Source organism: Streptomyces sp. NPDC044704 (genome assembly GCF_056433525.1).
Genome location: NZ_JBWKGY010000016.1, coordinates 141,202 through 152,358, shown reverse-complemented (window position 1 = coordinate 152,358; position 11,157 = coordinate 141,202). Strand labels below are relative to the sequence as shown.

14 protein-coding genes and 1 pseudogene are annotated in these 11,157 nt (G+C 73.1%); 8 read left to right on the top strand and 7 right to left on the bottom strand.

Features of this window, described 5'->3' with window-relative positions; all coding sequences use genetic code 11:
* Positions 1-146 precede the first annotated feature (146 nt).
* On the top strand, positions 147-341 hold the full coding sequence (locus tag AC07B0_RS30780; protein WP_073777283.1) for a DUF3046 domain-containing protein: 195 nt from the start codon (positions 147-149) through the stop codon (positions 339-341).
* A gap of 231 nt (positions 342-572) precedes the next feature.
* Positions 573-1,667, top strand: a complete 1,095-nt coding sequence (locus tag AC07B0_RS30775; RefSeq protein ID WP_356874392.1) for an AI-2E family transporter — start codon at positions 573-575, stop codon at positions 1,665-1,667.
* Here the strand turns inward: AC07B0_RS30775 and AC07B0_RS30770 are convergent.
* Positions 1,615-2,376, bottom strand: a complete 762-nt coding sequence (locus tag AC07B0_RS30770) for a Clp protease N-terminal domain-containing protein (RefSeq protein WP_469381038.1) — start codon at positions 2,374-2,376, stop codon at positions 1,615-1,617. The genes AC07B0_RS30775 and AC07B0_RS30770 overlap by 53 nt on opposite strands.
* 64 nt (positions 2,377-2,440) lie before the next feature.
* Positions 2,441-2,869, bottom strand: a complete 429-nt coding sequence (locus AC07B0_RS30765; RefSeq protein ID WP_356874200.1) for a hypothetical protein — start codon at positions 2,867-2,869, stop codon at positions 2,441-2,443.
* A gap of 302 nt (positions 2,870-3,171) precedes the next feature.
* Between AC07B0_RS30765 and AC07B0_RS30760 the strand changes: the two genes are divergently transcribed.
* Positions 3,172-4,017: a S1 family peptidase gene (locus AC07B0_RS30760; RefSeq protein WP_356874202.1), complete on the top strand. Its 846-nt coding sequence runs from the start codon at positions 3,172-3,174 to the stop codon at positions 4,015-4,017.
* Between the two features lie 7 nt (positions 4,018-4,024).
* Here the strand turns inward: AC07B0_RS30760 and AC07B0_RS30755 are convergent, their stop codons facing one another.
* Positions 4,025-4,933: a GlxA family transcriptional regulator gene (locus AC07B0_RS30755; RefSeq protein ID WP_467296871.1), complete on the bottom strand. Its 909-nt coding sequence runs from the start codon at positions 4,931-4,933 to the stop codon at positions 4,025-4,027.
* 150 nt (positions 4,934-5,083) lie between these two features.
* Here AC07B0_RS30755 and AC07B0_RS30750 point away from each other — a divergent pair, with 150 nt between their 5' ends.
* From AC07B0_RS30750 to AC07B0_RS30730, 5 genes and pseudogenes are all read left to right on the top strand, one after another.
* Complete coding sequence (locus tag AC07B0_RS30750) at positions 5,084-5,677, top strand: MBL fold metallo-hydrolase (protein WP_467296674.1); 594 nt, start codon at positions 5,084-5,086, stop codon at positions 5,675-5,677.
* Between the two features lie 253 nt (positions 5,678-5,930).
* On the top strand, positions 5,931-7,043 hold the full coding sequence (gene recA / locus AC07B0_RS30745) for a recombinase RecA (RefSeq protein WP_356874205.1): 1,113 nt from the start codon (positions 5,931-5,933) through the stop codon (positions 7,041-7,043).
* A 3-nt stretch (positions 7,044-7,046) separates the two neighbouring features.
* A complete protein-coding gene (recX, locus tag AC07B0_RS30740; protein ID WP_356874206.1) occupies positions 7,047-7,607 on the top strand; it encodes a recombination regulator RecX in 561 nt (186 codons plus the stop codon).
* Positions 7,608-7,728: 121 nt separating this feature from the next.
* Positions 7,729-7,959 (top strand): annotated as a pseudogene (locus AC07B0_RS30735) (hypothetical protein); the annotation flags it as partial.
* 107 nt (positions 7,960-8,066) lie between these two features.
* On the top strand, positions 8,067-8,216 hold the full coding sequence (locus tag AC07B0_RS30730) for a hypothetical protein (RefSeq protein ID WP_478899394.1): 150 nt from the start codon (positions 8,067-8,069) through the stop codon (positions 8,214-8,216).
* Between the two features lie 78 nt (positions 8,217-8,294).
* Here the strand turns inward: AC07B0_RS30730 and AC07B0_RS30725 are convergent, their stop codons facing one another.
* The 4 genes from AC07B0_RS30725 to AC07B0_RS30710 form a co-directional block, all read right to left on the bottom strand.
* Positions 8,295-8,690, bottom strand: a complete 396-nt coding sequence (locus AC07B0_RS30725; RefSeq protein ID WP_478899403.1) for a rhodanese-like domain-containing protein — start codon at positions 8,688-8,690, stop codon at positions 8,295-8,297.
* Positions 8,681-9,226 (bottom strand): cupin domain-containing protein, encoded by a 546-nt coding sequence (locus tag AC07B0_RS30720; RefSeq protein ID WP_356874210.1) that lies wholly within the window; start codon positions 9,224-9,226, stop codon positions 8,681-8,683. Before AC07B0_RS30720 ends, AC07B0_RS30725 begins: the two co-directional genes overlap by 10 nt.
* Positions 9,227-9,304: 78 nt before the next feature.
* Positions 9,305-9,391, bottom strand: a complete 87-nt coding sequence (locus AC07B0_RS30715) for a putative leader peptide (protein ID WP_311318651.1) — start codon at positions 9,389-9,391, stop codon at positions 9,305-9,307.
* A 33-nt stretch (positions 9,392-9,424) separates the two neighbouring features.
* The gene (locus AC07B0_RS30710) at positions 9,425-11,005 is read right to left on the bottom strand and encodes an FAD-dependent monooxygenase (RefSeq protein WP_356874211.1); all 1,581 of its coding nucleotides are present in this window, start codon (positions 11,003-11,005) and stop codon (positions 9,425-9,427) included.
* Positions 11,006-11,157: the final 152 nt, after the last annotated feature.

The following is an 11,157-nucleotide window of genomic DNA, read 5'->3' as shown; positions in this document are numbered from 1 at the left end:
GCTCGTGCGGCCTGTGGGGCCGATGGGCCCGACGGGGCCGGCGTGGAAGCTTCGTCTCCAGGCATGCGTGACACCGTAGGGCGCGGGGGCGCGGCCGCAGGGCACGAACGGGGCGGGTGCACTCTCCGGAGCGGGATACTGGAGGCATGCGGTTGACGATTTTCTGGGAGCGGATGGCCGAGCACTTCGGTGCCGGCTACGCGGACTCCTTCGCACGGGACCACGTCATGACGGAACTGGGCGGGCGCACCGTCCACCAGGCGCTCGACGCGGGCTGGGAGGCCAAGGACGTGTGGCGCGCGGTGTGTTCGGCCATGGACGTGCCCGCCGCGCTGCGCTGACGGGGCGCCGCCGGGCCGCCGCTTCGTCGTACGGGTGGCCGGTGGGCCAGACTTGGCGGCGTGGCAGCCACAGACGAGACGACCGACCAGCCCGCAGACGCCCCCGAGGCGGCGCCCGTGACGGGCGCGCCGGCCGGCGGGACGCCCGGTGACCCCGGCGCGCGGCCCTGGCCGGCCGACCCGGGCGGCCCGGGCGGTCCGCCCGCCGCACCGGCGGGTGCGGACGCGCGGATGCCGCGCTGGCTGCCGCGCGCGGTGGTCCTCGTCCTGGCGCTCGTGGCTTGTTTCCAGCTGGGCAGCTGGGCCTTCCACCAGCTGATCGGGCTGCTGGTCAACGTCCTGATCGCGTTCTTCCTCGCGCTCGCGGTCGAACCGGCCGTGGCCAGGATGGCGGCGCGCGGCATGCGCCGCGGGCTCGCCACCTTCCTGGTGTTCCTCGGGGTGTTCGTCTTCTCCGCGGGCTTCCTCGCCCTGCTCGGCTCGATGCTCGCGGGGCAGATCGTCGCCATGGTGGAGGGCTTCCCGCGCTACCTCGACTCGGTGATCAAGTCGATCAACGACACCTTCCACACCGAGCTGTCCCGGCTGGAGATCCAGGACAGCCTGCTGCACTCCGACTGGCTCCAGAAGTACGTGCAGAACAGCGCGAGCGGAGTGCTCGACGTGTCCACGACGGTGATCGGCGGGCTCTTCCGTCTCCTGACGGTCGGGCTGTTCTCCTTCTACTTCGCCGCCGACGGCCCGCGGCTGCGGCGCGCGCTGTGCTCCGTACTGCCGCCCGCCAAGCAGGGGGAGGTGCTGCGCGCCTGGGAGATCGCCGTCGCCAAGACGGGCGGCTACCTGTACTCGCGCGGGCTGATGGCGCTGATCTCCGGGGTCGCGCACTACGTGCTGTTCGTGTTCCTCGACATCCCGTACGCGCCCGCCCTGGCGGTGTGGGTGGGGCTGGTCTCCCAGTTCATCCCCACCATCGGCACCTACCTGGCGGGCGCGCTGCCGATGCTGATCGCCTTCACGGTCAACCCCTGGTACGCGCTGTACGTACTCGGGTTCGTGGTGGTCTACCAGCAGTTCGAGAACTACGTCCTCCAGCCCAAGCTGACCTCGAAGACCGTCGACATCCATCCGGCGGTGGCCTTCGGGTCGGTCGTCGCGGGGACCGCCCTGCTGGGCGCGGTCGGTGCGCTCATCGCGATCCCGGCCGTCGCCACGCTGCAGGCGTTCCTCGGCGCGTACGTGAAGCGGTACGCGCTGACGGAGCACGCGGACGCGTCTACCGCCCGTTCTCGTCCGGGGCGGCGAGTACGGCTGCCAAGGCGTCGGTGACCCAGGACTCGACGGCGTCCTTGCTCACGCCGAGGCCGCTGAGCGGACCGGTGCCGTGCTCCAGTTCCAGGAGCGCGAGCAGGACGTGCTCGGTGCCGACGTAGTTGTGGCCGAGGCGCAGGGCCTCGCGGAAGGTGAGCTCCAGGGCCTTCTTCGAGGAGGCGTCGAAGGGGACGAGGTCGGGGACGGAGTCCGCGGCCGGGGGCAGGGTGGCGGTCGCCGCGGTGCGCACGTCGTCCGCCGCGATCCCCTGGGCGGTGAGCGCGTGGACCGCGAGGCCGTCGGGCTCGGACAGCAGGCCGAGGAGCAGGTGCTCGGTGCGGATCTCGGTGTTGCCGGCGGCGCGGGCCTCGTTCTGGGCGGTCACGACGACGTTGCGGGCGCGGGGGGTGAAGCGGCCGAAGCCCTCGTTGGGGTCGAGGCCGGGCTCGCCCTCCTTGTCCGCCTTGGGGACGAAACGCTTCTGGGCGGCCTGGCGGGTGACGCCCATGCTGCGGCCGATGTCGGTCCAGGAGGCGCCGGAGCGGCGGGCCTGGTCCACGAAGTGGCCGATCAGGTGGTCGGCCACGTCACCGAGGGACTCGGCGACGACGACGGCGCCGCTGAGCTGCTCCAGGGTGTCGGTGTGGACCTTCTTGATGGCCTCGATGAGGTCGTCGAGGCGTACCGGGTTGGTCATGCGAACGGGTTCCACGGGAGGGTTCGTCATGGAGGCAACCCTAGGTTGACACCCCGAAGGGTGTCAACCCGTGGTTGTCAGTCGGTGGCCCGCGTTACTGGGCGGCGGGCTGGCTCTGACCCGTCAGGAGGCCGAGCAGCTGGTCCATCTCGTTGCGCCACGTGCGGTGCACGTTCATGCGCGTCGGGGTGGCCTGGCCGGGGAGCTGGAGGCGGAAGGAGCTCCAGATGGCGTTGCGCTTGACGTCGCTGACGGCGCCGACGGCCTCGTTCGGCGGTATCGCGAAGACGATCTCCTGCGGCCGGTTGCTCATCCGGCTGGCCCGGTGGAGCACCACGGCCTGCTCCGTCACGGTGACGAAGTAGTAGGTGAGGAACGCCTGGCCGATGAGGCCGAGCATGCTCATCAGCCACACGCTCGGGCCGGCGACGGCCTGGATCGTGACGATGGGCCGGTCGGCGGGGTTGGCCTCTGCGAGGGCTTCTGCCACCTGCTGCTGGATCGTGGCCTTCTTGATGGCCATGGGTCCTCCTGAGCGGAAATTCACGTCCCCCGTCGTCGGGGGCACCGCAGGGTACCGGCCGGGCGGGGTTGCTCTCGGGGCAGGTTGGGGCGGTGGTCCAAGTGCACCGCTATGGGCACCGCCGTCCGGCTCGTGGGGGGTTGGGCAGGTAGGGGTGCGAGGGGCGCCGGCGCCTTGCGGACCGTCAGATTCCGCAACGCGCCACGCCCTCTTGTGGGTTGGCTCCCGAGGCAATGACAATGCACATGACAAGCACCACCGAAGGATCTTCGGTCGCATCGTCATCAGAGGGGAACCCCCACATGAACAAGCCTCTCGCCGCCGCCCTGCTCTCCGTCCTCCTGGCCGGAGCGGCGGCGACACCCGCCGCGGCCTCGGCGCAGGACACGGAACGGGCCGCGCCCGGGCGGGCCGTCGCGGTCACCTACGCGGGCACGGTCGCGCTCAGCAACTGCTCCGGCTCCGTCGTGCGCACCCCCGCCTCCCTGCCCGACGACCCCGCACTCGTCCTCTCCAACGGGCACTGCCTGGAGACCGGTTTCCCCGCCGCCGGCGAGGTCCTCGTGAACCGCTCCTCCTCCCGCTCGTTCTCCCTGCTCAACGCGTCCGGCTCCAAGGTCGCGACGCTCCGCGCCGGGAAGATCGCGTACGGGACGATGACCGACACGGACGTCTCCCTGTACCAACTGACCACCACGTACGCGCAGATCCAGAGCCGGTACGGCATCTCCGCGCTCACCCTCGACGACGCCCGCCCGGCGCAGGGCTCGGCGATCAAGGTGGTGTCCGGGTACTGGAAGCGGACCTACAGCTGCAACGTCGACGGGTTCGCGTACCGCCTCAAGGAGGGGGCCTGGACCTGGAAGGACTCGGTCCGCTACACCTCGTCCTGCAACACCATCGGCGGCACCTCCGGCTCGCCCGTGATCGACACCGCCACGGGCAAGGTCGTCGCCGTCAACAACACCGGCAACGAGGACGGCGGGCGCTGCACGGACAACAACCCCTGCGAAGTGGACCAGAGCGGGAACGTGACGGTCCGCCGGGGCATCAACTACGCCCAGCAGACCTACACCCTGGTGCCCTGCATCGGCGCGGGCAACCAGATCGACCTGAACCGGCCGGGCTGCGCCCTGCCGAAGCCGTGACCCTCCCTCAGGGAGTGCGGCTGAAGGAACGCCGGTAGGAGCGCGGCGGAACTCCCCGGCGGCGCACGAACTGTTCGCGCAGGACGGCCGCGCTCCCGTACCCGACCCGGCGGGCGACCTCCTCGACGGGCAGGTCCGTGGTCTCCAGCAGTTCCTCGGCGGCGCTCAGCCGCAGGCTCCGCAGCCAGGCGTGCGGGGTGGTGCCGGTCGCGGCGGCGAAGCGGCGGGCGAAGGAGCGCTTGCTCATCACGGCGCGCCGGGCCAGTTCCGCGACGGGGAGCGGCTCGTGGAGGTTCTCCCGCGCCCACGCGAGGACCTCGGCGAGCCGCTCGTCGTGGCCGTCCCCGGGGACAGGGGCGGCCAGGTACTGGGCCTGGCCGCCGTCACGGTGCGAGGGCAGCACCATGTCCCGGGCGACGGCGTTGGCGGTCGCGGCGCCGTGCTCCCGCCGCAGCAGGTGCAGGCACAGGTCGAAGCCGGCCGCGGCGCCCGCGCCCGTGACGATCCGCCCCTCGTCGACGTACAGGGCGTCGGGGTCGACGGTCACCTCCGGATGCCGGCCCGCCAGCAGTCCGGCGAACCGCCAGTGGGTGGTGGCCCGCAGGCCGTCGAGGAGCCCGGCGGCGGCGAGCGCGAACGTGCCCACGCAGTGGGCCGCGACCAGGGCGCCCCGCTCGTGGGCCGCCGCCAGCGCGTCGAGCACGGCCGGCCCGGGCGGCGTACGGAATCCGGCCCCCGGCAGGGCGATCACCAGATCGGCGGCGGCCAGCCGGTCCAGGCCGTGCGCCACCGAGAGCGGTACGCCGAGATCGGTGGGTACGGGCCCCGGGCGGTCGGCGCACAGGGCGAAGTCGAAGCCGGGGAACCCCTCCCCGTGCGGGCCGAACACCTCGGCCACGATGCCGACGGCGAGCATGCCGACTCCGGGTGGTACGTACGCGGCGACGGTCTCGAAGGGCGGCACGCGGGCAGTATCGCAGGCCCGCCGCGGGTGTGGCACGATTCCCGCGATCACTGGCAACGCTGCCACTCGTGGAGGCCCGGGCCCACCGGGATCATGGTGTGCATGACAGACGCACCGCTGGCCCGTAGCGCCACGTACACCATCCTGACCACCGGCTACACCCTCTCCACGGGGCCCGGGGTCGCCGCCACCGTCTCCTACGTCCACGACGGGGACCGCCACGTCATCGTCGACCCGGGCATGGTGGCCGGCCGCGACCGGATCCTCGGCCCCCTCGCGGACCTGGGGCTCGGTCCCGACGACATCACCGACGTCGTGCTCAGCCACCACCACCCGGACAACACCATGAACGTCGGCCTCTTCGGCGAGGCCCGCGTCCACGACCACAAGGCGGTCTACCGGCACGACCAGTGGACCGACCGCGACGCGGAGGGCCACGAGCTCACCCCGTCGCTGCGGCTGATCCGCACCCCGGGCCACAGCCGCGAGGACATCACGCTGCTGGCGGGCACGGGCGAGGGCGTCGTCGCCTTCGTGGGCGACCTGTGGTGGCGCCCCAACGGCCCCGTCGAGGACCCGGTGGCCCCGGACCACGGGCTCCTGCGCTCGTCCCGGCTCCGCGTCCTGGCCGCGGCCGACCTCATCGTCCCCGGTCACGGCGGCCCGTTCGCGGCGGACGCCACCGCGCCGCTGTAGGGGGACCGGGGGCGGGCGTGCGCCCCCGGATCCCCGCCGATGCGAAACGTGGTGGATGTCATGCTGTGTCCCCCGGAACGGGGCGGGACGCGTGCGCCGCGAGCGCGGCGTGGTGCGCTTGACACGGAATTCGAACATCCATTCTGATGGATGGGTTATCCACAGCCCCGCCGGGTGTGGGAGCGCATTGTCAGTGGCAGGCGTTAGCGTCAATGGCGTGAAGCGATCGACTCAAGCAAACCGGGTGGAACCCATGGCAGGCACCGACCGCGAGAAGGCTCTCGACGCCGCGCTCGCACAGATTGAACGGCAATTCGGCAAGGGTGCGGTCATGCGCCTCGGCGACAAGCCGAACGACCCCATCGAGGTCATCCCCACCGGGTCGACCGCGCTGGACATCGCCCTCGGCGTCGGCGGGCTGCCCCGCGGCCGCGTGATCGAGGTGTACGGACCGGAGTCCTCCGGTAAGACCACCCTGACCCTGCACGCCGTGGCCAACGCGCAGAAGGCCGGCGGCACCGTCGCCTTCGTGGACGCCGAGCACGCGCTCGACCCCGAGTACGCGAAGGCCCTCGGCGTCGACACCGACAACCTCATCCTCTCCCAGCCGGACACCGGCGAGCAGGCGCTCGAAATCGTGGACATGCTGGTCCGCTCCGGCGCCCTCGACCTGATCGTCATCGACTCCGTGGCGGCGCTCGTGCCGCGCGCGGAGATCGAGGGCGAGATGGGCGACTCTCACGTGGGTCTCCAGGCCCGTCTGATGAGCCAGGCCCTGCGCAAGATCACCGGTGCGCTCAACCAGTCCAAGACCACCGCGATCTTCATCAACCAGCTCCGCGAGAAGATCGGCGTGATGTTCGGCTCGCCCGAGACCACCACCGGTGGCCGCGCGCTGAAGTTCTACGCCTCCGTGCGTCTGGACATCCGCCGGATCGAGACCCTCAAGGACGGCACGGACGCGGTCGGCAACCGCACCCGCGTCAAGGTCGTCAAGAACAAGGTCGCGCCGCCCTTCAAGCAGGCCGAGTTCGACATCCTCTACGGCCAGGGCATCAGCCGCGAGGGCGGCCTGATCGACATGGGCGTCGAGCACGGCTTCGTGCGCAAGGCCGGCGCCTGGTACACGTACGAGGGCGACCAGCTCGGCCAGGGCAAGGAGAACGCCCGCAACTTCCTGAAGGACAACCCCGACCTCGCCAACGAGATCGAGCGGAAGATCAAGGAGAAGCTGGGCGTGGGCGTGCGCAAGGACGCCGCGGCCGCCGACGAGACGGCCGCCGCACCGGCGGACGGCGCCGCGGCCGTGCCCGCCCCGGCATCGAAGGCGAAGACGACGGCCAAGGCCGCCGTCGCCAAGAGCTGACCCGTGCGGGAGCAGGAACGGGGTGGTACGGGCGGCCGTGAAGGCCGCCAGGAACTGCCGCCCCAGACTCCCGAGGAGCAGGCGCGGGCGATCTGCCTGCGCCTGCTCACCGGGATGCCGCGTACCCGGAAGCAGCTCGCGGACGCCCTGGAGAAGCGGGGCATCCCCGAGGAGGTGGCTCAGGAGGTCCTCTCCCGGTACGAGGAGGTCGGCCTGATCGACGACGCGGCCTTCGCCGGGGCCTGGGTCGAGTCCCGGCACCGCGGCCGCGGCCTGGCCCGCCGGGCGCTCGCGCAGGAACTGCGGACCAAGGGGGTGCACACCACCCTCGTGCAGGAGGCGCTGGAACAGCTGGACTCCGACCAGGAGGAACACACGGCCCGGGAACTCGTGGAGCGCAAGCTCCGCGCGACCCGGGGCCTGGACCGGGACAAGCGGATCCGCCGCCTCGCGGGGATGCTCGCCCGCAAGGGATACCCCGAGGGCATGGCCCTGCGGGTGGTCCGCCGCGCCCTGGAGGCGGAGGGCGACGACGCCGACGACCTGGGGTACCCGGCGGGCTGAGGCGCGGGCCCGGGGCCCGGGCCGGGCGTCCGAGCCGGGGGACCGGGGTGGGGTAGCCCCCGGTCGGGGACGCCGGAGTGCTCCCATGCCAGGTACCGGGCCCGGCGGCAGAGTTGCCCGCATGATGCTGCGTTACGCCCTCCGGACCGTCCGGTACCGCAAAGCGGGTTTCCTCGGCGCCTTCGTCGCCCTCATGTGCGCCGCGGCCCTGATCACCGCCTGCGGCACGTTCCTGGAGACCGGACTGCGAGGCAGGATCGCCACCGAGTGGTACGCGGCCGCGCCGGTCGTCGTCTCCGCGGACCAGAACGTCCACCGGACCACGGTCACGGAGAAGAAGGGCAAGACCAGGCGCCAGGTGCTGCGGATGATCCGTACGGAGGCCCTCGCCGTCCTGCTGACCGGGGTGGTGCTCGGCTCCGGGATCGCGCTGGCGGTCCTCACCGCTTCAGCGTGGGCATGACCGGGTCGTTCGGCCCGGTGCTGCGGGGCCCGGCGTACGGGGTCGTCGTCGGGGTGGCCGGTCTGATCGCCCTGGCCGCCACCGGCGTGCCGGGACGGGTCGCCCTGCGGGTGCCGCCGATGGACGCGACCAGGGCGAAGTCGTAGCCCTCCGGGAGGGTACGGGGAACCGGCCGCGGGGCGGGGTCCACGGTGTGGACCCGGCCCCGGCGGCGCGGGGGCGCGTCAGGCGGGCGAGACCGGCAGCCCGGCCGACTTCCAGGCCTGGAAGCCGCCCGTCAGGTCGGTCGCCCGGTGCAGGCCCAGCGCGTGCAGGGAGACCGCGGCGAGGGAGGAGGCGTAGCCCTCGTTGCAGATCACGATCACCCGGAGGTCGTGGTCCGTGGCCTGCGGGATGCGGTGGGAGCCCCGCGGGTCGAGGCGCCACTCCAGCTCGTTGCGCTCGATGACCACCGCCCCCGGGATCAGTCCGTCCCGTTCGCGCAGCGCCTGGTAGCGGATGTCCACCAGCAGGCCCCCGGCCCCGGCGGCCTCGTGGGCGGCCCGCGCGTCGACACGGGTGTAGCCCTCGCGGATCCGCTCCAGGAGCTCGTCGATGCCGACGGGGGCGCTCACTGCCAGTCCGCCGGACGCTCGACCTGCTCCAGGGTGAGGACCGGGCCGCTGCGGCTGTACCGGCGGATCAGCGGCAGCGGCGGGTAGTACGCGTGGACGGAGACGGCGTGCTCCGCGGCGGACTCGTTGAGCACCTCGTGCACGTGGTGCTCGCCGAAGGCGCGGCCGGTCCCGGCTTCCAGGGTGCGGGTGCGGTCCACGCCGTCGGCCAGCACCAGGCTCTGCCAGCCCTCGGAGGGGAGGCGTACGGCCAGGGAGTGTTCGGTGAGCGCGCCCCGCGCGGTGGCGAACGCGCCGCGCGACTCGGCGTGGTCGTGCCAGCCGGTGCCGGTGCCCGGCGGCCACCCGATCAGCCAGGCCTCACTGCCGCCCGGTCCCTCCAGGCGGATCCAGGTGCGGCCCTGCGGATCGAGGGGCAGGGAGTCGACGACCGCGGGGTCGGCGGCGGTGCGCCGGGCGAAGGCGAGGAGTTCCGCCGCGGTCGGCGCGGCGGAGGGCGCGGGGGCGTGCGTGGGCGCAGGCGCGTGCGTCGGGGCAGACATGGGGTGATGACCGTCCTGGGAGTTCGCGAAGGTGCGCGCGGGCCCGGAAGGGCACGGGGCGCGCGGAGGGAAGGCGAATCAGCAGGAAGGGCGACACACGCAGCCCGCGTAGCGGAGCAGGTCCATGTGAACCCTCCGCCACAGGCGTACGTCGTTGCCGGTCATGTCCGCGAGTGAACCACGAGGTGCCGAGAACGGTCAATCGATCACGGCTGTAGGCGTGGTGGAGGCGGCTTCCCCGTGCGCCGGGGCGCCCCCGCGCACGGCGTCGGCGGCCTCGTACAGCTCCGCCGGGCGGACCCCCGCGAAGGTGGCCGCCAGGTGCCCGTCGGGCCGTACGAGGAGCACGGTGTGGGCGGGGGCTCCCGGGTAGGCGTCCGCGACCAGCAGCTCGGCCCGTACCGGCAGCGCGCTCACCGCCGCCGCCAGCCGGGGCATCAGCCCGGCGCCCACCCAGTGCCGCCGGTCCCAGACCCCGGTGCCCGGGGCGACGAGGAGCACCAGCAGCCGGCCCCGGCCGAGCAGGTCGCGCAGCGGCACGGTGGCGCCGTCGGGGGCGGTGACGGGGACGTTCGCCACGGGCCCGCCCGGCTCGGTCGCCGTCGGGACCTCGCGCACGGCCACCGGCGGGGCGTACACCGGCTCCCCGCCCAGCGGCCCCCGGCCGAGGTGGCCGTCGGTCAGCAGGGTCTGCGCGGAACGCGCCGACCCCGGGACCAGGGTGCGCAGGCCGCCCCCGCCGCGCAGGGCGGGCATGGCCTGGTCGGCGGCGCGCAGCCGGGCCGCGACGGCGGTGCGCCGTTCCTCCTCGTAGCTGTCGAGCAGGGCCTCGGAGGCACCCTGGTGCCAGGCCAGCGCCAGCTTCCAGGCCAGGTTCTCGGCGTCGCGCAGCCCCTCCTCGACCCCTTGGGTGCCGAGCGCGCCCAGCAGGTGCGCGGCGTCCCCGGCGAGGAAGGCCCGGCCGTCGCGCCAGCGCCGGGCGAGGCGGTGGTGCAGGGTGTGCACCCCGGTGTCGATCAGGTCGTACGGGGGAGTACTGCCGCCGCACCAGCCCGCCAGGGTGTCCCGGATCAGGGTGACGAGCGCGTCCGGCGTGACGAGGTCCCCGCGGGCCGGCAGCAGCCAGTCGAGGCGCCAGACGCCGTCGGGCAGCGGCCGGGCGGTGACCTCCTCGGGGCCGGCCGGCGGGCTGCGGTGCAGCAACGCCTCGCCGGGCCACGGCAGTTCGGCGCGCAGCGCGGCCACGGCGTACCGCTCGACGGCGGTCCGGCCGGGGAAGCGGATGCCGAGGAGCTTGCGCACGGTGGAGCGGGCGCCGTCGCAGCCGACGAGGTGGCTGCCGCGCCACCAGGTGGTCTCGGAGCCCCGGGTGTGCGCGGTGACCCCGCGGCCGTCCTGCTCCAGGGAGTCCAGCTTGCAGTCGGTGACCAGCTGGACGAGCGGGTGCGCGGTGGCGGCGTCGCGCAGCCCGCGGGCGAGGGCGTGCTGCGGCAGGTGCAGGGGGGCGGGCCGGTCCTCGAAGGTGATCCGCTGCGCTTCCTGACGGCGCCTCAGGGTGCGCCAGGCCGCGAAGTGCGCCCCCTCGTCGCGCAGCGTCGTACAGCCCAGCCGGTGCGCCATGGCCGCCGTGTCGGCGTGCAGTACGACGGAACGGGCGGGCCGGGGTTCGTCCTTGCCGGGCCCTTCGTCGAGGAGGACGCTGGGCACGCCGTGGCCGGCCAGGGCGAGGGACAGGGACAGCCCGACGGGTCCCGCGCCGACGACGATCACCGGGTCCATGGCGCGGCTCCCGATGTCCGGTATGTGATCACAGAACGTATGCAACCCACTGGAGGTGCCTGCGTCAAGTGACACCTGTCCGGAACGCCGTGTGGTGCGGCGGAAGAGTTCCGCCGCACCACACGGGCTACGCACTATGACTGACCCTACGT